The sequence below is a fragment of the Oerskovia enterophila genome (assembly GCF_044748475.1).
Classification (GTDB): domain Bacteria; phylum Actinomycetota; class Actinomycetes; order Actinomycetales; family Cellulomonadaceae; genus Oerskovia; species Oerskovia enterophila.
In genome coordinates, this window is record NZ_JBIVFZ010000001.1 from 747,072 (window position 1) to 767,374 (window position 20,303).

The window sequence follows — 20,303 nt, forward strand, 5'->3', positions numbered from 1 at the left end:
ACCCATTCCACCCCCGGCGCCGGAGACCGGCAACCCGAGCGACGCCTCAGCGCAAGGTCCCGGCCCTGGTCCGCAGAGGCGCGGGGGTCACGGCACGCTGGACCAGGGCCAGGACGGCGTCCACGACCAGGCACAGGACCGCGATCACGACGCCCACGGCGAGCACCTGCCCGTACCGCTGGTTGGAGAAGCCGACCCGCAGCGGGACCCCGAGCCCCCCGCCCCCCACGAACGCCGCGAGGGTCAGCACCGCGATGACCTGCACGATCGCGGTGCGCAGACCCGCCGCGACCAAGGGCACGGCGAGCGGCACCTCGACGAGCCACAGCGAGCGCTGCGACGACATACCCATGCCTCGCGCGGCGTCCTTGACGTCGGGGTCGACCTCGGCGACACCCGTGTAGGCGTTCGCGAGGATGAGCGGGATCGCGAAGATCACGGCCGAGATGACCGCCGCACGGTTCCCGAACAACCCGCCCGCCGCGAGGATGAGCAGGATCCCGAAGGTCGGGAGAGCGCGCGAGGTGTTCACGACCACGATGGTCGGCCCGGCCCCGCGCCCGGAGTGCCCGAGCCAGATGCCGACGGGCAGCGCGACGAGCGCCGCGAGGAGGACCGCGACGGCCGTCATCTCGAGGTGCTCCCCGGTGCGGACCAGGAGCCCGTCCGGCCCGGTCCAGTTGAGGGGGTCGTTGAGCCACGTCAGGGCCTGCTCGACGACGTTCATGCGTCCCGCACCGCCGTCCGGTCCCGCGGTTCCAGCGGTTCCCGCGACTCGGACCCCGTGGTCGCGCTCGCGGCGCCGGCCGCCGGCCGGGAACCGGTCCTCGACGAGGCGCCCCGCGTGCGGGACCAGGGCGTCAAGGCCCGCCCCAGGAGCAGCAGGAGGAGGTCGAGCACGACGGCCAGGAGCAGGCACAGGAGCGTCGCGGTCATGATCTGGGCGTTGTAGCTCGACCGGAAGCCGCGGAACATGAGCGTGCCGAGCCCGCCGTACCCCGCGACGAACCCGACGGTCACCAGGGCCACGGTCGAGACCGTCGCGAGACGCACCCCGGTCATGATGCTCGGGAGCGCGTTGGGCATCTCGACCGAGGCCAGCAGCCGGGTCGATCCGTAGCCCAGACCCCTGGCGGCGTCGCGGACGTCCGGGTCCACGCCCTGGAGACCCACGAGGATGTTGCGCACCAGGATCAGCAGGGCGTACATGACCAGGCCGATGAGCACGGGCGTCCGCCCGATCCCGGTGAACGGGACGAGGATCGAGAACAGGGCGAGGGACGGGATGGTGTACATGACGCCCGTCATGCCGAGCACGGGCACGGCCAGCCAGCGCACGCGGTGCGCGAGAGCCGCGAGCGGCAGCGCGATCACGAGCGCGATGAGCACGGCCTCGAGGGTGATCGTCGTGTGCTCGACGAGCGCCTGGGAGATCTCTCCCCAGTTGTTCTGGACGTAGCTCCACGAGAACCACGGGTTGGGTGGCATGCCGTCGAACCTATCCCGAGCCGCCCACCGCTCGCGCGACGACGTGGGGCGCCCGGTAGCGTCGGGGCATGGCGAGCTCCACGACAGGCACCAGCGAGGCGACCGCAGCGTTCCCGACCATCACCGACGAGGCGGCCATCGTGTTCGACGGCGTCCGCAAGGAGTACCCCAACGGCACGGTCGCGGTGGGCGACCTCTCGCTGAGCGTCCGTGAGCACGAGATGCTCGCGCTCGTCGGGCCGTCGGGCTGCGGGAAGTCCACGACGCTGCGCATGACGAACCGGCTCGTCGAACCCTCGGCCGGGCGCATCCTGCTGCGCGGCGAGGACATCACGCAGGGCGACCCCGTGGCGCTGCGCCGCAGGATCGGGTACGTCATCCAGAACGTCGGCCTGTTCCCGCACCGGACCGTGGCCCAGAACGTCGCGACCGTGCCCGGGCTGCTCGGCTGGGACAAGGCGCGGACCAGGGCGCGGGTCGGCGAGCTGCTCGAGCTCGTCGGCCTGGCCCCAGACACCTACGCCAAGCGCTACCCGCACGAGCTGTCCGGGGGCGAGCGGCAGCGGGTGGGAGTCGCCCGCGCGCTCGCGACCGACCCGCCCGTCCTGCTCATGGACGAGCCCTTCGGGGCGGTCGACCCCGCCGGCCGGCGTCGCCTCCAGACCGAGTTCCGGCGCATCCAGCGCGAGCTCGGGACCACGGTCCTGTTCGTGACCCACGACATCGACGAGGCCGTCCACCTCGGCGACCGGATCGCGGTCTTCAGCTTCGGGGGGCGTCTTGAACAGCTCGCCGAGCCGCTGACCGTCCTCGCGCACCCCGCGAGCGACGCGGTCCGCGAGTTCATCGGCGAGGGGGCGCCCGTCCGGATGCTCGGCCTGGCCACGGTGCAGCAGGGCGACCTCGACGGCGCCGAGCTGATCTCGGCCCCCGCTCCCGAGCCCATCCGGCTCGGCGCCCCGCTGACCGAGGCGTTCGAGGCCATCGCGGCCCTGCCCGGGTCCGCCATGGGCAGGGTGCCCGTCGCGGACGAGGCGGGCGACGTCGTCGGCTCCTTCACCGCGGACGGGATCCTCGCCGCCCTGCGGCGCACAGCCGATGCCGCCGCGGTCTAGCGGCGCGACGCAGATCTCACCCGGTCCCACGTGTTCAGTGAGCCCAGGGCGTCTAGGCTCTTGTGGGTGACCACCACCTCGCGCATCGCCGTCGCCACCTGCTCCGTCCTGCCGCACCTCGACCCCGACGACGCTCCGCTCGTCGGTGCCCTCGCCGCGCGGGGCATCGAGGCCGTGCCCTCGGTGTGGGACGACGAGACGGTCGACTGGACCTCGTTCGACGCGGTCGTCGTGCGCTCCGCCTGGGACTACGCGCCGCGCCGCGACGAGTTCGTCGAGTGGGCCGAGCGCGCCGGCCGGGTGCTCAACCCCGCTGCGGTCATCAGCTGGAACACCGACAAGCGCTACCTGCGCGAGCTCGAGGAGCAGGGCGTGCCGGTCATCCCGACGCTCTGGCTCGACCCGAGCCAGAACCTGTCGTCGCGTGCCATCCACACGCGCCTGCCCGCGCAGGGCGACTTCGTCATCAAGCCCGTCGTGAGCGCCGGGGCCAAGGACACCGGGCGCTACCAGTCGGGCGAGGCCCACTCGCGCGGCCTCGCGATCCAGCACGCCAAGAACCTGCTGGTCTCGGGGCGCCAGGTCATGGTCCAGCCCTACGTCCGCAGCGTCGACACGGCCGGCGAGACCGGCCTGGTCTTCATCGACGGCGAGTTCTCGCACGCGGTGCGCAAGAACGCGCTCCTCACCGGGCCGCACCGGCCAACCCAGGGCCTGTACAAGCAGGAGGAGATGAGCCGCTTCGAGGCGAGCCCCGAGCAGCTCGAGGTCGCGCAGCAGGCGCTCGCGGTCGCGGCGAAGGCGGTCCCGGGTCAGGAGCCCAACCTCTACGCACGCGTCGACCTGGTGGGTGGGGACGACGGCGCACCCATGGTCATCGAGGTCGAGCTCACCGAGCCGTCGCTGTTCTTCTCGCTCGGCAAGGGGTCGCTCGACCGGTTCGCCGACGCGGTCGCACAGCGGCTCGTCGCGGCGCCCACGGCCTGACGGCCCGACGCCGACGCGGTGACGATCCCCGCGACAGCAGGCCCCCGGGCCCGGACGTGATGAAGGGCCGACGAGCTGGTGCTCGTCGGCCCTTCACCATGCCGGGAGATTCTTGCCGGGTGATCTGCCGTGCGGGTCGTGCGGGTCGTGCGGTGGAGCCGGTCCGAGATCAGACCTTGGCGACCTCAGGGGTGGTCGTCGAGGGACCGGCGGCCAGGGCAGGAGCTGCTCCGATGCGGCGCAGTGCGTAGCCGAGGAGGCCGAACAGGACACCGAGGCCCATGACCAGAGCGCTGACTCCGTAGGAGACGACCGAGGTGAAGAGCGAGGCGCGGAGGAACGAGCCGTTCATGACGGTCGCACGGGCCGGGTCCTCCTTGTCGAGCTCGGCGTAGGTCTTGCCTTCCGAGGCGGCCAGCGCGTGCTTGTTGATGACCTCGGCCTGTGCGTACGCGGTGAACGGGCCGCGGACCTGGGAGCCACCGAACATCGAGGCGTCCTCGGAGACGGTGATCTTCTCGGCCGCGAGCTGCGAGGAGATGGTGGCCCAGGTGGCTGCGCCGGCGAGCAGCAGCACGAGGCCTGCGATCATCGTGACGAGGCCGATGAGACGGACGGACCGGGCGGGACCAGCGGTGCTGGTGCTCATGGTGTGACTCCCAGAGGAAGAGGTCGGACGACCTGTGACGGAGGAACGGAAAGGGCCGATCTTCGGTGCGAACCCGGGGCTGGGAGCGCTTCGATATGTTGACCCTAACGTGCTTGTGAATGCCTTCACAAGCTTGAGAATGTGGCCTCTGTCACGCGGAGATGACAGATTGTCAACGAGAGGAAGTGTGATCCGACGAGGCCCGTCGGGGCGTAGTGCCGAAGGGTTCGGAGGGGCGGGACCAAGGTCCCGACGGCCCTCGACGGAGCGCCTGCCCGCGACGACGGAGCACCGACAGGAGGCGGACGGATGACCGGCACGGAGCGCGACCTCACGACCGAGCTCGAGGTGGTCGAGGCCGACTGGGGGAGAGCGATCGTCGACAACGATGCCGACGCGATCGGCCGCTTCACGACCGACGACTGGCAGATCGTCGGAGAGGACGGCATCACGTCCCGCGAGACCTTCCTGGCCCTCGTCCGCTCAGGCGATCTCACGCACGAGACGATGAGCAAGATCACCGGCAGCGTGCAAGGCCTGGGGGACGTCGCCGTCCTCACCGGGCGCGGGACCACCACCGGGCACTACCGCGGGCGGGCGTTCAGCTCCGACGAGTGGGTCACCGACGTGTTCGTCCGAGGCGCCGACGGGTGGCGGTGCGTCCACACGCACCTCACGGCGGCCCGCGACGGGTCCTGACCCCTCCTCGCCGCACGCGACCGCCTACGGTGCGCGGCGCCGTCGGGCCTACGGGGTCCAGTCCGGGCGCAGCGGGAAGTCCGCCGCCCCACCTGGCTCCGGACGGACCGCGAGGACCTGGTGCAGCTGGATCTCGTTGCGCTCGAACGCGAGCCGCGACCCCGCCATGTACACGCCCCACACGCGGGCCGTGCCGATCCCGACGTCGGCCACGCACTCGTCCCAGTGGCGGGTCAGGTTGGCCCCCCACTCACGCAGCGTCATCGCATAGTGCTCCCGCAGGTTCTCCGCGTGACGCACCTCGAGGCCCACGTCCTGCATGGTCGAGATGATCCGGCCCGACCCCGTGAGCTCCCCGTCCGGGAAGACGTACCGGTCGATGAAGCCGCCCGCTCGGGGGCGGGCGGTGTTGGTCGGGCGTGTGATCGAGTGGTTGAGCAGGCGCCCGCCGTCCCGCAGCCGCCCCTGGAGGAACGTGAAGTACGCGCGGTAGTTGGCGACCCCGATGTGCTCGGTGAGCCCGATCGAGCTCACGGCGTCGAACCCGCCCTCCGTGACGTCCCGGTAGTCCGCGTACCGGACCTCGGCAAGGTCGGCGAGGCCCTCGCGCTCGATCCGGTCCTGCGCCCACTCGGCCTGCTGGCGCGACAAGGTGACCCCGAGGGCCCGGACGCCCGAGCGGGCCGCGTGCCGGACCATGCCGCCCCAGCCGCAGCCCACGTCGAGCAGGCGCATGCCGGGGTGCAGGCCGAGCTTGCCCGCGACCAGCGCGTACTTGTGCTCCTGGGCCTCCTCGAGCGTCGACTGCGGGGTCGGGAAGCACGCGCACGTGTACGTCATCGACGGGCCCAGGACGCGCTCGTAGAACGCGTTCGAGACGTCGTAGTGGTGGCTGATCGCGTCGGCGTCGCGACGGCGCGAGTGGCGCAGGCCCTCGGTGAGCCGACGCAGCCGTGACAGGTGCTCCTCGGGCGGAGGATCGGGCGGGCGCAGGACCCCCAGGCCCAGCCCACGAGCGATCCGTGCGGCCTCGGCCGCGCTCGGGCGACGCAGCCGCAACCCGTCCGCGGCCGCCTTGAGAAGCGGGTACGGGTCGCCTGCAGGTACCCCGTCGACCTGGAGGTCGCCCGCGACGTACGCTCGCCCCAGGCCCAGCCCGCCCGGGGCCGTCGCGACGTAGCGCAGGCCGCGCTCGTTGGCCAGGTGGACGTGGAACGGGGCGTCCGCGGGCCCCGCGCTCGACCCGTCGTACGCGGTGAACCCGAACGGGAGCGGGCCGTCGGCCAGCTGGTCCAGGACGTCGGCCACTGCGATCTGCGTCATGCTCCCTGCACCGCCTTCTCGTAGAGCGTGGGCGTGCGCCCCGCCGGGTCGTAGCGGTCCTTGACGGCCGCGTAGTCGAGGCCGCCGTAGAGGGTGTCGAACGTCTCGCGGCCGTACGTCGACGTCGAGTAGAGCGACTTGTGCCCGTGCCGGACGGCGACCGCCATCTCGATCTGACGGTTCACGTCGCCGTCGTGCGCCCCTTCGGCGATCGGGACCCCGCCCCAGAACCCCACGTTGACGTACACGCGGTGCGGTTCGAGGGGGTACAGGGGCCACGGCTCGGGCGACGCGAGCCGCAACGGGCACAGCCACACCGGGGACATGGGGACATGGCCCGTGAACCACGCCATGAAGCTCTCGACCTGGTCGAGCGGCACCTCGACGTCCTGGACCACGCGCTCGTTGCGCGGCCGGTGCCGCAGGTCGGCGAGGTGGCCGGTCAGGTCCAGGCGCTCGTCGAGGCCCACGATCCTGCGGTAGACGTCGGAGCGCCGCCAGCGCCGCGGCCACAACCTGCGCACGAGCGGGTTCTGCACCCCGAACGCGCGCGAGCACCAGAACCAGTCGGTGTCCCAGCGCCACAGGTAGTCCTGCGTGCGCAGGACGTCGATCGACCGCTCGCGCAGCGACAGGTAGTAGATCTTCTGGCCCGTGTAGTCGCTCGGGGCGGGAGCGAGCGTGCGGGCCTCCTCGCCCGCCACGAACCTGCCCAGGCACAGGTACACCTCGCCCGGGTCGAACAGCACGCCGTCGCAAAGGTCGACCTGCTCGCCGTCCCACGACCCGTCCGCCGCGATCTTGCCGATCGCGGCCGCGACCTCGGCGACCGAACCGAAGCGCACGTTGCGGACCGCGACGAACGGCTCGGTGCGGTCCAGCCGCAGCCTCGCACGCGTCGCGTACCCGAGCGTGCCGTAGGAGTTGGGAAACGCGCGGAAGAGGTCGGCGTGCTCGCCCGAGGGCGTGGCCGTGACGACCTCGCCCGCGGGAGTCAGGACGTCGAGCTCGAGGACCGCCTCGTGAGGCAGGCCGTTGCGCAGGGAGCTCGACTCGATGCCCAGGCCCGCGAGCGCCCCGCCGACCGTGATCGTGCGCAGCTGCGGGACGACGGTCGGCACGAGGCCGTGCGGGAGGGTCTCGGCGACCAGGTCCTCGTACGTGCACATGCCCTGGACGTCGGCCGTACCCGCCTCGGGGTCGATCGAGACGACGCCCGTCAGGCCCGACGCGTCGAGGCCCGGCCCGTCCGACGGCCGTCTGGGACGGAAGAGGTTCGTGGTCCTCTTGGCCAGGCGCAAGGGGCGGCCTGGCTCGACGGCGGCGGCGGAGCGGACCAGCGTGGCCACGGCCTCGGCGTGCTGGTGCTCACCACGGACGGCAACGTTCGCGGGGGCTGACACCTCACCCACTGTAGGTGGGGCTGGCGAGGCCGCCACCGGTGAGCGGAATCACACCCGTCGCCCGTGCGGGGCGGGGGCCGTCCGGAACGAGAAGAGGCCCCTCGCGCGAACGCGAGGGGCCTCTCTCCGTGGGGTGAGTAACGGGACTTGAACCCGCGACCCCCTGGACCACAACCAGGTGCTCTACCAGCTGAGCTATACCCACCACGGCCTGCTCGAGCTCCGAAGAACTCTTTAGCAGCCGTCGAAAAGTGTACCTGGTTTCTGAGGGGTCTCAGGACAGGGGTGCGGCCTCCGGCTCGGTCCCGGTCCCGGCGGCCGTTCCGGACGCCCCGATCGACTTGGAGACCGAGGTCTCCTTGATGCGCTCGGCGACCGCCTTCGCGGTCTTGGAGTCGGTGCCGGGCTGCGGCACGAACAGCGCCTCGCGGTAGTAGCGCAGCTCGTCGATGCTGTCGAGGATGTCGCCCAGCGCACGGTGGCCGCCGGTCTTGGCGGGCGACGCGAAGTACACGCGCGGGTACCAGCGCCGTGCGAGCTCCTTGATCGAGGAGACGTCGACGATCCGGTAGTGCAGGTGGCCGACCAGCTCCGGCATGTCGCGCTCGAGGAACGTCTTGTCGGTGCCGACCGAGTTCCCTGCGAGCGGTGCCTTGCCCGGTTCGGGGACCCAGGTGCGGATGTACTCGAGCACACGGGCCTGCGCGTCGGCCATGGTGGTGCCGCCCGGCAGCTCCTCGAGGAGCCCGGACGTGGTGTGCATCTCGCGGACGAAGTCGCCCATCTGCTCGAGCGCCTCGGCCGGCGGGGCGATGAGGACGTCGATCCCGTCGCCCAGGACGTTCAGCTCGGAGTCGGTGACGACGGCGGCGACCTCGATGAGCGCGTCGGCGCCCAGATCGAGACCGGTCATCTCGCAGTCGATCCACACGATGCGGTCATTGGTGTTCACAGGGCTCACGCCCACAGCCTAGGCCGTGGGCGGGGGAGGGGTCGCCCGCGGCGCTCCGGCCGCGCTCCCTGCCGCGCGCCGGGCAGCACGAAGGCCCTGACTCCTGTGACGAGGAGATCAGGGCCTTCGGTCGTGGGTGCCCGGTCGGCGGGAGATCGCCGAGCGGCCGGGCGCCGTCATGCGGTGCGACGCGGCAGGCGGGCCTGCCGGGTGCGCGCCGGGATGCGGGTCGTCGTCCGTCGCAGGCTGCTGCGGCGCAGCGTCTGCTCCTGGAGCTGCTCGCGCCGGCCGAGGTCGGCGACGTCGTGCATGAGCTGGGGATGCATGGTGGTTCGTCTTTCGTGACGTCGGATTCGTGGACCTGGCCGGGTCCTCCACCGCCCGGTACTGACCGGACGGACGCCACCGCGGTGATAGGTGCAACACAACCACCTCTTCACCGGGCGGTGCACGCCTTTTTCTCCCTAGGCTCTCGGGATGGGAGCAGACAGCGAGCCGAGCGACGCACGACGTGACGTGAGAACGGGGGAGGTGGCGCCGTCGGGCACGGGGAGCGTGTGGCGCGCGCGGCTCGTCGCCGCCCTGCCCGGCCTGGTCCTGGTCGTGATCGGCGTGCTGGGCTTCCTGGTCGTCTACGACTCGGTGCGCGAGCGCGACGACCTCTGGTTCACCGACGACGCCGTCCTCGCGTGGATGGTCGCGCACCGGACCGCGGCCGCGACGTCGGTCCTGACGGTCGTCACGAACCTGTTCGGCCCGGTGGTGCTGCCGATCCTGGTCGGCGTGGGGTGCCTGTGGTGGGGGCTCGCGACCCGGCGCTGGTGGGAACCGGGCCTGCTGGCCGGGGCCATGATCGCCTCGACGGTCGTGTCGACTCTCCTCAAGGCGCTCGTGGCCAGGCCGCGGCCCGACGACGCCGCCATGGTCGTCCCAGGCGTCGAGCGCAGCTTCTCGTTCCCGTCGGGGCACACGATCGGCGCCGCGACGCTCGTGCTGGTCGGCGGATACCTCGTGTGGCGGCAGTGGCAGGAGGGGCGGCAGCGCCGGCTCGTGCTCGTGGTCTGGGTCGCCGTGAGCGTCGTGGTGATCGCCGTCGTGGGGGGCAGCCGCCTGTACCTGGGCTATCACTTCGTGACCGACGTGCTCGCGGGGGCGAGCCTCGCGGTCGCGGTCCTCGGGGGCGTGGTGGTGATCGACAGGCTGCACGAGATCAAGCGCCTGTCGGCGGCGAACGGGCGTGACTGACCGGGTGCGCGTTTACAACCCTTATGGCCTGATCGTCGGAAATGGGCTACTCTACGCGTATTCACAGCGGGGGGTTGTGCAACTGTCGGCTCCCGCGCAACCACACTCGACCTGGGGGCCGCATGAAAACCGTCTGTACTCCGCCATCGTCGCCGGAATCCTCGGTGCAACTCTTCTAGTTCCCGCCACGTCGGCCCAGGCGAACGATGTGCTCGGTGGTTGGTCGGAGGACGGCGGCGCGTTCGCCGTGCAGGGCCATGCCTTGCCGTTCGCCGCCCTGGCTGCGACCCCGAAGCACACGGGGAAGGCCGAGGACACCTTGATCGGCGGCACGACGCACAAGCGCTCCCACGGATGGACCACGTGGGTGGGTACGTATCACTACACGACCGCCCAGCTCGAGCACAACTGGCCATACTCGGGCGTGATCGCGACCTCGGGTCGAAAGTGGGGGACCGGTGGCACGGAGGCCGTCACCAAGTGGGTCGCGTACGACCCCTATGCGAACAGTGGCGGCCACGGCAAGGCAAAGACCTACTACGGCAAGTGACATGCAGGCCGGGAGGTTCTCACGACCCTCCCGGCCCAGTGCCTACCACGAAGGTCGACCATGACAGTGAAGAGTCGCGCGATCTGCGCTCTCCTGCTTCTCCTGTTCTCGGCGCTCGCCGCGACTCTTGCGATCTACGACTCCCGCCAGCGGGCCATCCACCTAGAGGGGAACTCGCTCTACTCCGCCGACGCAGTCCTGGTCGACGCGACCGCGGCACAGGCGCTCGCGGTATCGCCGGACGGTGACCTGAGAGTCTTCACTGAACTGACGTCAGGTGGCACCGTGCGTGCCGTCGCTGCAAGCTCATCAGCCCGACTGAGCTTTCCTGTTCATGCTGGCCGAACCTTCCGGAGCGGAGAGCGAGTAGTGGCGCTCGTCGGATCCAGGGTCGTGGTCTCTCAGGGGGCGACCGGTGAGTTCGTCCGACTCGGGGAGCGATCCTATGAGGTCGTCGGCCGGCTCGGGCTGCGTGAGAACAGCCTGCTGGCCAATGACATCCTCGTGCTCGATCCGGATCTGTTCGACTCGGGCGAACCGCAGCCGCTCGTGCTGGACGGCCCAGATGCTGGTACGCGGTATGCAGGGCTGCACGGTGCGGCGTCGGTCGAGCACTTCTCGACAGCCACCAGCCGCCGGACGAACATCGACGTGGTCTCCCCGTTGATCCTCGTGCTCGGCGCAGCGCTCGTCGCGATGGGCTGGGTGTTCGTAGGTGTCTTCCTGAGCTTCGCGACCCGTCGGCGGAACCTGGTCCTGCACCTTCTGGGTGTTCCTCGTTCGCTCACGCGGCTGAGGCTGCTGGCGGAGGTGACCGCGATCGGGATCGTGACCGCTGCTGTCGTCGCGGTGGTGTCGACGCTCCTGTCGAAAACTGACGTCCCGCTCGACGTTCTTGGTGCGGGACTCCTGGTGCAGAGTGCCGTGGTTGCCGGTGCATTCTTGCTCGGTGCGGCACGTCAAGGGGGTGCGGGCGCGTGAGCGAGGTGCTGATCGACCTACGAAGAAACGTCGTGCCGATCTCGGTGAAGGTCGTCGTGCTGGCGCTGTTCTTCCTCATCGTCGCGACCGTCGCGAGCTTTGCGACTTCCGTCTCCTCGGCGATCAGCTCGGCGTTCTCCGAGGAGACGGAAGTCGACCTCTTCGGTGTGGTGGACACCTTGACCGACCCAGACGCCTTCTATGCCTTCCGCCAGTCAACACGGTCGATCCAGCAGCTCGGTGCGTTCTACGACGGGCTCAACACGTCCGACGACCTGACCTTGCTCTCCGCCTTTGACCAGCAGATCCCGGTGCAGGACTTCCGGGGTGGGGACGAATTCGACCCAGGTTACGGGAACGAGCTCTCGCTCACGGACGAGTACGTCGATGCCACCTCGGGGTCGGTGGTCGAGGACGTCCGAGCGATGCAGATGAACCGTCAGGCCCTGGAGTTCTACGACATCGAGGTAGCCAGCGGCACGTCCATCGACTGGGGCACCGTCGACTATCCGGGCGGAAAGGTGCCGGTGCTCCTCGGCAGTGCCTATGAGGGCGTTTACCAGGTCGGAGAGAGGTTGAGCGGTTCGCTCTACCTCCGCCCGATGGAGTTCGAGGTGGTCGGAATCCTCAGGCAGGGGTCTGCGATGTTCTACAAGGGAGAGATGAACACGTACCTGGACTCGGCCATGATCGTGCCGTACCCGGAGTCTCTCACCGAGATCGGTTCGCTGGACCAGGAGTTTCTCGGGATCCTCTCGTTCGCGATGATCAACGCTGACGTCGCGTCGGGCGGGGGCACGGGCTTCGACGGGGTCGCCGACGAGCTGAGGCAGATCTCGATGAGGACGGGGTTCGAGGACTACTCGCTCATCGGCGTTCCGACGTACCTCATCCAGTTCGGTCTGATGAGACAGCTCATCGTGGACAACCGCGGGTTGCTCGTCGTCGTGCTGGCGTTGCTCGCCGGGGGGTGGCCTGCGCGGGGACGTTCGTCTCGCTGCACCTGCGCGCTCGGCGGCGTCCTGCTGCCAGTGTGCTGTGGACGCTGGGGTGGAGCTTCCCACGTATCGTTCGCCTGCAGCGCAGGCTCTGGATGGTCGAGTACGTGGCAGTGGGGGCGCTGTTCGCTCTCGGGTTGCCCCTGCTTCCAGGGGTGGGCCCGGGAGCCTTCCTGGCGACTCTCGCGCTCATGGTCGTCTGGTTCGTCGTGGACGGGCTCGTCCAGCACCGCCTCCTCGTCGGAGCGGTCTTCGCAGTTCCAGGAGGTCGGTCATGATCAGGCTCGAGGGTATGACCAAGGTCTTGCGGGACAGGAACGGTGCGCAACGCGTCCTCTTCGACGGGCTCGACCTGGCGTTCCGTGACGACGTCCGGTCGGTGGCCGTGCTCGGCCGCTCGGGCTCGGGGAAGAGCACACTCCTCCGGATCCTCGCGGGACTCGATCTCCGGTATGACGGGACCTATGTCGCCGACGGCAGGCAGGTCAGCAGGCAGCCGAGCGCGGCGGCCCGATTCCGTCGCGAGAAAGTCGGGATCGTGACGCAGCACTACGATCTGCTCGAGGACCGGAACGTCCTGCGCAACGTCCTTCTCGGCGTGGAGGTGCGTGGCGTCCCGGGCCGCCGGGTCGACCGGAAGGCATCAGTGGCCCGTGCGCGCGAGTGTCTCGAACTGGTGGGCCTCGGCGGATTCGAGCGTTCACGAGTCAACACTCTCTCCGGGGGGGAGGCGCAACGGGTCGCCATCGCTCGGGCGATCGCGAAGGACCCGGAGATCATCCTCGCCGACGAGCCGACCGGCGCCCTCGACGAGGGTACTGAGGAGGACATTCTCCAGCTCTTCGCCCGCCTGCAGCGCGACGGGCGGCACATGGTCGTCGCGACGCACAGCGAGACCGTCGCTCAACACTGCGATGTGCGGCTGCTGCTCACCGGGGGGCGTCTGGTCTCTGTCGAATGACGTCACCGAACCTCGTCCGTAGCGGACCTGGGAGGAGTGCCCGGAGCGCGCTCCTGCAACTCTAAAGAACTCTTGCGCAAGACTTCTTTAGAGTCGTAGGGTGGCGGCATGCCACCCAGCACCCCGCCCGACGACGTCACGCACCCGCCCGCACAGGTCCCGGCCCCGGCGCAGCGCGACGAGGCCGTCACGACCTCCGACCCGGAGCGCATCCGGGCCCTGGCGCACCCGCTGCGCCTCGCGATCCTCGACCTGCTCGACGACGAGGGCCAGGCCACGGCCACGCGCTGCGCCGAGGTCACGGGGGAGTCGGTCGCGAGCTGCTCGTTCCACCTGCGCATGCTTGCCAAGTACGGGTTCGTCGAGCCCGCCGAGCGGGTCGGTCGCGAGAAGCCGTGGAAGCCCGTGGGCACCGGACGGACCAGCCGCTACGACCCCGAGCAGCCCGAGTCGCTGCGGGCCGCGGGCGAGCTCGCGCGGATCGTCGTCGACCAGGAGGCAGCGCGGGTCGCGCACTGGATCGACAGCGCGCCCCGCCAGCCCCACGAGTGGCTGCTCGCCTCGGTCATGACCAAGAGCTCGTTCTGGGCGACGCCCGAGGAGCTGACCGAGCTCTCGCGCGAGCTCCAGGCGATCACGGACCGCTTCGAAGGTCGCTGGACGCACCCCGAGCTGCGCCCCGAGGGATCGCGGTCCGCGCGGTTCTTCGGCGTCGTCAACGCGGACCCGTTCGACCCCGACGCGCCGACGGACGCCGGGAGCCCCGCGGCACGGACCCCGGGCGCGCCCGCGGACGGCCCGGTCACGGTCGAGCTGCCGACCGGCGAGGAGCCCCGCGCATGAGCACGACCACCGACGAGGCGACCCTGGTCAAGCAGGCGCTGCGCACCCGGCCCTTCCGCTTCCTCACGGTCGCGTGGGGATTCACGAACTTCGCGGACTCGGTCCTCGCGATCATCTTCGCGGTGTGGGTCAAGGACCTCACGGGCTCGAACGGCACCGCGGGCCTGGTCTTCGCGGCCCTGGGCCTCCCGGCGCTCGTCTCGCCGCTGCTCGGCCAGGTCGCCGACCGCGTCTCGCGCCGCCGCATGATGATCGTGGCCTACCTCGTCGGCGCGGTCTCGCTGCTCTCGTTGTTCGCCGTGCGCGGTCCTGGGCAGGTCTGGCTGATCTTCGTGGTCACGGTCCTGTACTCGGGGATCGGGTTCGCGACGGCCGCGGCCCAGTCGGGGCTCATCCGTGATCTGCTGCCCGACGAGGCCCTGGGGGCTGCCAACGGCCGGCTCACGACGATCGACCAGACGTTCCGCCTCGTCATGCCCGTCATGGGCGCTGGTGTGTACGTCGCGGTCGGGCCGCTGCCCCTCGTGGTCTCGGCCGTGGTCGCGTTCGTGGTCGCGGCGTTCTTTGTGTCCCGGATCGTGCTCGTGGAGACCCCGCCGACGCCGCAGGACGAGCGCGAGCCGTTCCTCGCCGAGGTCACGGCGGGGTTCCGGCACCTTTTCCGCACCGCCCCGCTCGGCGTCCTGACAGTGGCGCTCGCGGTCGGGTTCGGGGCCGTGGGTGTGCTCAACGCGGTGAGCTTCGCGATCATCGAGAGCGGCCTGGGGCTGGGGCCGGAGATGCTCGGCCCCATCTCGAGCGTCCAGGGCGTCACGGCGATCGTCGCGGGTCTCACGGCCGCGCGCATGATCAAGCGGATCGGGTCGCAGCGACTGGTCGCGCTCGCGCTCGGGATCGTGACGCTCGGCATCCTGCCCGCGCTGGGCACGAACCTCGTGGCGATAGTCGTGGGCATGGGCGCGATCGGCCTGGGGGTCACGTGGGCGATCGTCGGGTTCGTCACCGAGCGCCAGCTCAAGACGCCGGCCACGCTCCAGGGGCGCACGTCGGCAGCGACGAACATGCTGCTCAACCTCCCGCAGCTCGTCATGACCGTGGTCGCGGCGGCCGTCGTCGGGGTCGTCGACTACCGCCTGCTGGTCGGGCTGACCGCGGCCGGGCTCGCCGTCTCGATGCTGCTCTCGCTCAAGGGGTCGCGTGCGTCGGCGGCCGAGGAGGCTGCGGTGGCCGGGGCGACGGCTGAGGGCTGAGAGCTGACGGTTGGCGGCAGGGGGCCGGCGACCGAGGGGTGAGGACCGCGAGCCGGCCGCCGCAACGACCTGCCACGGATGTGTTGTCAGAAGTGGGCCGGGGGATACCTCGGCCCACTTCTGACAACCGGGGCGCCCGGTGTCCGTCCGGTGTCCGTCCGGGGCGGTACGTGGCTGCCGGTGGCGGTCCGGGGCGGTGCGTGGCGCGGTCAGGCGGCCGCGAGCGCGTCCTGGACCGCAGCCTCGAAGCGCACGCGTGCCCGACGGCGCAGCGTCCGCCACGCGAGCACCGCACCCACGAGGAGGGTCGCCACCGCGAGCACCGACCACGGGACCGCCCACAGGTGAGCCTCGCCCGTGGCGGGGTCGAGGGCGTGGGAGGTGGCGTCGTCGGGCAGGGTGGTGGTCGCCGTCGTGGCGACCACGGGCGCGAGCGCGACCGACGCCGACAGGCGCCCGAGCGGCGCGACCCCCGTCGCGGTGCCCGTGAGGGTGATCGCGTCGCCCGGCAGGAGCTCGGGGAGGTCGCCCAGCGGGACCGAGACGGCCCCGACGCCCATGGGGCCGGCGATCGTCGCCGCGAGCGGGCCCGTGAGGCGCACGTTGCCCGTGTTGGTCACCGTGAACGTGAGGTGCGCGTCGCCCGTGCCGGCGGGGTTCCACGACCCGGCGTAGTCGGCGTCGACGTCCGTGACGGTCGCGGACGGGGCGAGGTCGCCCGCGACGCGGACCAGGACTCGCGTGCCGAGGCGCCGGTCGACCGCGACCCCACCCGCTCCCGCGCCCGTCACGAGAGAGGTCACGACCGCGGCCGTGTGGTCGCCGGGCGTGGCGTCGGCCGGGACCGTGAGGGTGAAGGGGACCGTCGCGCGCTCACCGGGGGCGACCGCGACCTGCGGGACGTCGGTCGAGATCCAGGCGCCCAGGTCCTCGGACGGTGTGCCGGCGGGCAGGACGTCGAGCGCTCCCGTAGGTGAGGTGAAGGCGTCCGCGGCGTAGACCGCGAGGTCGAGCGGGACCTCGCCGTGGTTGGTCACGACGAGCTGGTCCGTGAGGGTCGCGCCGGGTTCCAGGGCGAAGTCGAAGGTCGGGGCCGAGGCAGGGGCGACGCCCCAGGTCACCGGCAGAGCGAGGGGCTGAGCCGTGGCGCCGGCCGGGGCGGCGGACAGCAGCGCTGCCACCGCCCCGACCAGGAGCGCCGCCGCGACGCGAGACCGGGTGGACCGGCTGCCACCGTTCACGTGGCGACGGGTCATGTCGGTCAGCCGATCGCCGTGAGGGTCAGCGTGGCCGTGTACGTCCCGGCCGCCGCGTCGACCGGGAAGCGCAGGTCCAGGTCGGCCCCGAGGACCGCGCTGCCCGGCTCGTGCCCGGCCGCTGCGGACCCGAGCAGGGCGGAGTCGGCCAGGCCGTTGCCGCTCACCAGGCCCGAGGCCACCGGAGCGCCGGCGAGCGTCCCGCCGCCCGCCGTGACCAGTGCGGGCGTCCACCCGAGGTGCTTGCCGGGGAGCGTGCGCGCCCCGGCGGTCGTGGTGAAGTCTCCGACCTGCGCCGAGACGGACCAGGCGGGGGCGGTCGCTCGGGTGTCCGTCACCGTCACGGCGCCCAGGCGGCCGGTCGCTGCGAGGTGGTCGCCCGCGAGCCGGGCCGTGCCGAGGTCGACCACGCGGGCGCCACCGTCGATCGTCCAGACGAACTCGCCCGGCTCGACGGGCGCGGCCGGGATGGTGACCGTGAGGTCGATCTGGCCGTCTCCCGGCTCGGCGCCGGGCACGTCGACGCCGTAGAACGTCGTGGTGCCCGAGACCTCGTTCCCGACGGCGAGGAGCGGCGCGCCCGTGGGCGAGTCGCTCGCCGGGACGAACGTGAGGCCCTCGGGGCCCAGGTCGCCGGCCTCGGCGAGCTTCTCGGGCGTCGCCTCGGCGCTCACCGAGAAGTTGCGGTTGTTGACGTAGGAGACGTAGGTCGCGTGCGCGGGGTCCGTGACGTCGAAGACCGCGATCCCGCCCACGCGCTCGAGGCCGATGAACGCGTACGTGCGTCCGCCGACCTCGCCCAGGGTGAGCCCCTCGGGCTCGGGCCCCTTGTCGTCGCTGCGCCCGTCGAACCCGGACTCGGTGTGGTTCGAGTTGAAGAAGCCGGGCTCGACCGAGGCCACGAGCTGCTCGAACGCGTCGCCCGAGTCGAAGACCTGGCGGCCGTCGGTCGACCAGATCGAGAACGAGCGCGACCCGTACGAGTACAGCTCCTCGTAGCACGAGCCGTCGGCGCGCAGGCCGCTCGCGGTGCTGATGTTGAGCCGGCCCAGGTGGGCGTCCGCGGTGAGGTCGGCGAGCGTCGCGGGGTTGCCGGGCGCGCCGACGAACGACGAGAGCGCGTCGGCGCACAGGCCGGGCACGCCCTTCTTGCCGAGGTCCTTGACGCGCGCGACCTCGGACCAGCCCTTCCAGTCGCGCGAGTCGCCCTCGTTCGCGGTCACGAGGTAGGTCGCGCCGCCCGCCTGGTACGAGGCGATCGTGTCGGGCTGGTAGAGGCCCTTGACGGGCCAGGAGCGGATGTCGATCTTTCCGTCCTTGTCGGACGCGTCGAGACCCTTGCCCGCGGCGAGGTGGTCCTGCGTCCCGAGCGGCAGCAGGTCGGTCACGCTCGCGCTCGCGACGTCGACGACCGCGAGCGCGTTCGCCTCCTGGACGCTCGCGTAGGCGACCGTGCCGGTCGCGTCCCAGGCGATGTACTCGGGCTCGAGGTTCTCCGAGACGGGCCGCTGGGGGACGCCCGTGCCCGCGGCCTCGCGGCCGCCGAACACCCGGACACCGGCCGGCAGCGTCCTGGAGCCGCCGGCCTCGAACGCGTGGAACGTCGCGGTGCGGACGTCGCCCTGGGCGGCGCTCGCGAGGCTCGCGGGGGCCGTGACGATCGAGATCGAGCCCTCGGGGTCGACGCTGTAGTCGTCCGCGGGCTCGCCCTCGTTCGCGACCGCGATGCGCGTGCCGTCGGGCGAGAACGTCACCATGTCGGGCAGCGCGCCCACGCGCACGGCGCCGAGGATCGCGGACGCGGGTGCGGCTCCCGGCGTGGTCACGGGCGCGGCGGCGTCGAAGAACACGAGCCACCCGTCGTCGGTCTTGGTGCCGGACTCGACCGCGGCGACGGCGAGGCCGTCGGGACGGATCGCGACGGAGTTCACGACGGCGTCGGCCGCGACGACCGAGCCGTCCGCGGAGGCCGTGCCGCCGACCGCGAGCTCGAACAGGCGGCTCGGGGCCGTGGGGTCCTGGGCGTCGAGGACGTCGACCTTCCCGGACTGGGCGTTGACGACGAACAGGCGCCGGGAGGCCGCGTGGAACGCGACGATCTCCGCGGCGGACTCGTCGAGCTGGCCCGTGGAGTACGTGCCGAGCGGCGAGAGGGTGACAGCAGGGGGGACGGACGGGTCGGGGGCGGCGACGGCGGTGCCGACGACCCCGAACGTCCCGGCAGCGACGGCGACCGTGAGGCCGGCAGCCACGATCCCGGCCGACCTCGGGTGACGCAGGCGGGACTGGTGAACCACGCGCATTCCGTGCTCCTCGTTCCGATGGCCCCGCAGGGTGCAGGGCAGACGCTCGGAACCTAGGCGGGGCGGGTGTCACGCCGGTGAACGGCGCCCGACGTGACGGGGGCGGCCGGGTGACGAGTGGGGCGGAGAGGACGAACCGGCTGTCTCGCCCCGTGCTGCGGCGAGTTGTCAGAACGTGGCCGGGCTCTGCCCCGACCACGTTCTGACAACGGGTCCGCGGCCTCGGTGGCGGCGTGGGGGCTCAGGGGCGCGGCCGATGCCGGCTCGTCGTCCTGCCGGCCGGCCGATGCCAGAGATGTCCCGCCGACTCGCGGGCGCGCGCCTCCACCGTCGCCCCGGCCCGACCACTAGTCTCACCGGGTGGACTCGACGCGGCGCACGACCTGGCAGGAGCTCGCACCGCAGGTGCGCACGGACGTCGAGGAGATCCTGGGGAGCCCGGTGGTCTTCGCCACGAGCCAGGTCCAGGGCTACTCGCCCGGCAGCGCCGACCGCGTGCGCACCGCCTCGGGCGCGCGCGCCTTCGTCAAGGCCGTGAGCCGTTCGCGCAACGCCGACGCGTACGACATCCATCGGCGCGAGCTCGACGTGCTGCGCCGCCTGCCCGGCGCGGCCCCCGCGCCCCGGCTCCTGGGGGCGCACGAGAGCGACGAGTGGGTCGCCCTCGTCGTCGAGGACGTCGAGGGCCGGCACCCCGACCTGCCGCCCGAGCGTCGCGAGCTCATCGCGGTGCTCGGCGCCCTGCTCGAGCTCCCCGTGGTCCGCGACGGGTCCGGTGCCTCACCGTTCCCCGACGCGACGACCGAGCTCGCCCCCACGTTCGAGGGCTGGTCACGGCTGCGCGCAGACGACCACCTGGCGGGGCTGCCCGCCTGGGCGCTCGAGCACCTCGACGAGCTCGAGGCGCTCGCGGCGACGGCCGCGCAGGCCGCGCACGGCGACCGGCTCGTCCACCTCGACCTCCGCTTCGACAACGTGCTGGTCGACCAGTCCTCACGCGTGTGGGTCGTCGACTGGCCGTGGGCCGGGACGGGCGCCCGCTGGGTCGACGCCCTGACCCTGCTGCTCGACGCGCGCGTCAACGACAGCACGGTCGACGTCGACGCGATCGCGTCCTCGCACCCGCTCTTCCGCGGGGCGACACGCGACCACGTCGACGCCTTCCTCGCGGGGCTCGCGGGCTACTTCTTCGACGCCGCACGGCACCCCGCACCGCAGAACATGCCGACCTTGCGCGCGTTCCAACGGCGGCAGGGGTTCGTCGCGATCGACTGGTTGGCGCAGCGCCGGGCCTGAGGCA

General features: G+C 71.6%; 20 protein-coding genes and 1 tRNA gene. 11 read left to right on the top strand and 10 right to left on the bottom strand.

Annotated features, from left to right (window positions below):
- Positions 1-46: 46 nt before the first annotated feature.
- The gene (locus tag ACIPWA_RS03270) at positions 47-727 is read right to left on the bottom strand and encodes an ABC transporter permease (protein WP_068625722.1); all 681 of its coding nucleotides are present in this window, start codon (positions 725-727) and stop codon (positions 47-49) included.
- Positions 724-1,488, bottom strand: coding sequence for an ABC transporter permease (locus ACIPWA_RS03275; protein WP_400288080.1), 765 nt, complete (start codon positions 1,486-1,488; stop codon positions 724-726). Before ACIPWA_RS03275 ends, ACIPWA_RS03270 begins: the two co-directional genes overlap by 4 nt.
- A 68-nt stretch (positions 1,489-1,556) precedes the next feature.
- On the opposite strand from ACIPWA_RS03275, the gene ACIPWA_RS03280 reads away from it, so the two are divergent.
- Both ACIPWA_RS03280 and ACIPWA_RS03285 read left to right on the top strand, forming a co-directional pair.
- Positions 1,557-2,603 (top strand): ABC transporter ATP-binding protein, encoded by a 1,047-nt coding sequence (locus tag ACIPWA_RS03280; protein WP_056648495.1) that lies wholly within the window; start codon positions 1,557-1,559, stop codon positions 2,601-2,603.
- 66 nt (positions 2,604-2,669) lie between these two features.
- Positions 2,670-3,590 (top strand): ATP-grasp domain-containing protein, encoded by a 921-nt coding sequence (locus ACIPWA_RS03285; RefSeq protein ID WP_056648497.1) that lies wholly within the window; start codon positions 2,670-2,672, stop codon positions 3,588-3,590.
- Between the two features lie 169 nt (positions 3,591-3,759).
- On the opposite strand, the gene ACIPWA_RS03290 is transcribed toward ACIPWA_RS03285, so the two are convergent.
- Complete coding sequence (locus ACIPWA_RS03290) at positions 3,760-4,239, bottom strand: hypothetical protein (protein ID WP_056648499.1); 480 nt, start codon at positions 4,237-4,239, stop codon at positions 3,760-3,762.
- Between the two features lie 309 nt (positions 4,240-4,548).
- Between ACIPWA_RS03290 and ACIPWA_RS03295 the strand changes: the two genes are divergently transcribed.
- On the top strand, positions 4,549-4,938 hold the full coding sequence (locus ACIPWA_RS03295; RefSeq protein ID WP_400288083.1) for a nuclear transport factor 2 family protein: 390 nt from the start codon (positions 4,549-4,551) through the stop codon (positions 4,936-4,938).
- Between the two features lie 48 nt (positions 4,939-4,986).
- Here the strand turns inward: ACIPWA_RS03295 and ACIPWA_RS03300 are convergent, their stop codons facing one another.
- The 5 genes from ACIPWA_RS03300 to ACIPWA_RS03320 all read right to left on the bottom strand — a co-directional run bounded on the left by ACIPWA_RS03300 (position 4,987) and on the right by ACIPWA_RS03320 (position 8,942).
- On the bottom strand, positions 4,987-6,261 hold the full coding sequence (locus ACIPWA_RS03300; RefSeq protein ID WP_400288085.1) for a class I SAM-dependent methyltransferase: 1,275 nt from the start codon (positions 6,259-6,261) through the stop codon (positions 4,987-4,989).
- Positions 6,258-7,664 (bottom strand): FAD-binding oxidoreductase, encoded by a 1,407-nt coding sequence (locus ACIPWA_RS03305; protein WP_400288087.1) that lies wholly within the window; start codon positions 7,662-7,664, stop codon positions 6,258-6,260. Before ACIPWA_RS03305 ends, ACIPWA_RS03300 begins: the two co-directional genes overlap by 4 nt.
- A gap of 129 nt (positions 7,665-7,793) precedes the next feature.
- Positions 7,794-7,869, bottom strand: a tRNA-His gene (locus ACIPWA_RS03310).
- A gap of 69 nt (positions 7,870-7,938) precedes the next feature.
- Entirely contained in the window at positions 7,939-8,577 is a 639-nt protein-coding gene (orn, locus tag ACIPWA_RS03315; protein ID WP_369800575.1) for an oligoribonuclease, read from the bottom strand.
- A gap of 215 nt (positions 8,578-8,792) precedes the next feature.
- Positions 8,793-8,942: a hypothetical protein gene (locus ACIPWA_RS03320; protein ID WP_157257454.1), complete on the bottom strand. Its 150-nt coding sequence runs from the start codon at positions 8,940-8,942 to the stop codon at positions 8,793-8,795.
- Positions 8,943-9,093: 151 nt separating this feature from the next.
- On the opposite strand from ACIPWA_RS03320, the gene ACIPWA_RS03325 reads away from it, so the two are divergent.
- From ACIPWA_RS03325 to ACIPWA_RS03355, 7 genes are all read left to right on the top strand, one after another.
- Positions 9,094-9,861 carry a phosphatase PAP2 family protein gene (locus ACIPWA_RS03325; protein WP_400288089.1) on the top strand — a complete coding sequence of 256 codons (768 nt, stop codon included), beginning with the start codon at positions 9,094-9,096 and terminating at the stop codon, positions 9,859-9,861.
- The gene (locus tag ACIPWA_RS03330) at positions 9,854-10,411 is read left to right on the top strand and encodes a hypothetical protein (RefSeq protein ID WP_400288090.1); all 558 of its coding nucleotides are present in this window, start codon (positions 9,854-9,856) and stop codon (positions 10,409-10,411) included. The genes ACIPWA_RS03325 and ACIPWA_RS03330 overlap by 8 nt, the downstream gene beginning before the upstream one ends.
- A gap of 60 nt (positions 10,412-10,471) precedes the next feature.
- Complete coding sequence (locus ACIPWA_RS03335; protein ID WP_400288092.1) at positions 10,472-11,392, top strand: hypothetical protein; 921 nt, start codon at positions 10,472-10,474, stop codon at positions 11,390-11,392.
- Positions 11,389-12,756: a hypothetical protein gene (locus tag ACIPWA_RS03340; protein WP_400288094.1), complete on the top strand. Its 1,368-nt coding sequence runs from the start codon at positions 11,389-11,391 to the stop codon at positions 12,754-12,756. Before ACIPWA_RS03335 ends, ACIPWA_RS03340 begins: the two co-directional genes overlap by 4 nt.
- Complete coding sequence (locus ACIPWA_RS03345) at positions 12,683-13,351, top strand: ABC transporter ATP-binding protein (RefSeq protein ID WP_400288096.1); 669 nt, start codon at positions 12,683-12,685, stop codon at positions 13,349-13,351. The genes ACIPWA_RS03340 and ACIPWA_RS03345 overlap by 74 nt, the downstream gene beginning before the upstream one ends.
- A 108-nt stretch (positions 13,352-13,459) precedes the next feature.
- Positions 13,460-14,194 (top strand): ArsR/SmtB family transcription factor, encoded by a 735-nt coding sequence (locus ACIPWA_RS03350; protein ID WP_400288098.1) that lies wholly within the window; start codon positions 13,460-13,462, stop codon positions 14,192-14,194.
- A complete protein-coding gene (locus ACIPWA_RS03355; protein ID WP_400288100.1) occupies positions 14,191-15,444 on the top strand; it encodes an MFS transporter in 1,254 nt (417 codons plus the stop codon). The genes ACIPWA_RS03350 and ACIPWA_RS03355 overlap by 4 nt, the downstream gene beginning before the upstream one ends.
- A 209-nt stretch (positions 15,445-15,653) precedes the next feature.
- Here the strand turns inward: ACIPWA_RS03355 and ACIPWA_RS03360 are convergent, their stop codons facing one another.
- Entirely contained in the window at positions 15,654-16,700 is a 1,047-nt protein-coding gene (locus ACIPWA_RS03360) for a WxL protein peptidoglycan domain-containing protein (RefSeq protein ID WP_400288102.1), read from the bottom strand.
- Between the two features lie 5 nt (positions 16,701-16,705).
- Positions 16,706-19,003, bottom strand: coding sequence for a choice-of-anchor I family protein (locus ACIPWA_RS03365; RefSeq protein WP_400288104.1), 2,298 nt, complete (start codon positions 19,001-19,003; stop codon positions 16,706-16,708).
- A 360-nt stretch (positions 19,004-19,363) separates the two neighbouring features.
- Here ACIPWA_RS03365 and ACIPWA_RS03370 point away from each other — a divergent pair, with 360 nt between their 5' ends.
- On the top strand, positions 19,364-20,299 hold the full coding sequence (locus tag ACIPWA_RS03370; protein WP_068707070.1) for a phosphotransferase: 936 nt from the start codon (positions 19,364-19,366) through the stop codon (positions 20,297-20,299).
- The last annotated feature ends 4 nt before the right edge of the window (positions 20,300-20,303 follow it).

Excerpts from the sequence above, each read along its gene's own strand:
- ACIPWA_RS03270 (WP_068625722.1), bottom strand. The coding sequence starts at position 727 with ATGAACGTCGTCGAGCAGGCCCTGACGTGGCTCAACGACCCCCTCAAC.
- ACIPWA_RS03275 (WP_400288080.1), bottom strand. The coding sequence starts at position 1,488 with ATGCCACCCAACCCGTGGTTCTCGTGGAGCTACGTCCAGAACAACTGG.
- ACIPWA_RS03280 (WP_056648495.1), top strand. The coding sequence starts at position 1,557 with ATGGCGAGCTCCACGACAGGCACCAGCGAGGCGACCGCAGCGTTCCCG.
- ACIPWA_RS03290 (WP_056648499.1), bottom strand. The coding sequence starts at position 4,239 with ATGAGCACCAGCACCGCTGGTCCCGCCCGGTCCGTCCGTCTCATCGGC.
- ACIPWA_RS03295 (WP_400288083.1), top strand. The coding sequence starts at position 4,549 with ATGACCGGCACGGAGCGCGACCTCACGACCGAGCTCGAGGTGGTCGAG.
- ACIPWA_RS03300 (WP_400288085.1), bottom strand. The coding sequence starts at position 6,261 with ATGACGCAGATCGCAGTGGCCGACGTCCTGGACCAGCTGGCCGACGGC.
- orn (WP_369800575.1), bottom strand. The coding sequence starts at position 8,577 with ATGACCGGTCTCGATCTGGGCGCCGACGCGCTCATCGAGGTCGCCGCC.
- ACIPWA_RS03320 (WP_157257454.1), bottom strand. The coding sequence starts at position 8,942 with ATGCATCCCCAGCTCATGCACGACGTCGCCGACCTCGGCCGGCGCGAG.
- ACIPWA_RS03325 (WP_400288089.1), top strand. The coding sequence starts at position 9,094 with ATGGGAGCAGACAGCGAGCCGAGCGACGCACGACGTGACGTGAGAACG.
- ACIPWA_RS03335 (WP_400288092.1), top strand. The coding sequence starts at position 10,472 with ATGACAGTGAAGAGTCGCGCGATCTGCGCTCTCCTGCTTCTCCTGTTC.
- ACIPWA_RS03345 (WP_400288096.1), top strand. The coding sequence starts at position 12,683 with ATGACCAAGGTCTTGCGGGACAGGAACGGTGCGCAACGCGTCCTCTTC.
- ACIPWA_RS03350 (WP_400288098.1), top strand. The coding sequence starts at position 13,460 with ATGCCACCCAGCACCCCGCCCGACGACGTCACGCACCCGCCCGCACAG.
- ACIPWA_RS03355 (WP_400288100.1), top strand. The coding sequence starts at position 14,191 with ATGAGCACGACCACCGACGAGGCGACCCTGGTCAAGCAGGCGCTGCGC.
- ACIPWA_RS03360 (WP_400288102.1), bottom strand. The coding sequence starts at position 16,700 with ATGACCCGTCGCCACGTGAACGGTGGCAGCCGGTCCACCCGGTCTCGC.
- ACIPWA_RS03365 (WP_400288104.1), bottom strand. The coding sequence starts at position 19,003 with ATGCGCGTGGTTCACCAGTCCCGCCTGCGTCACCCGAGGTCGGCCGGG.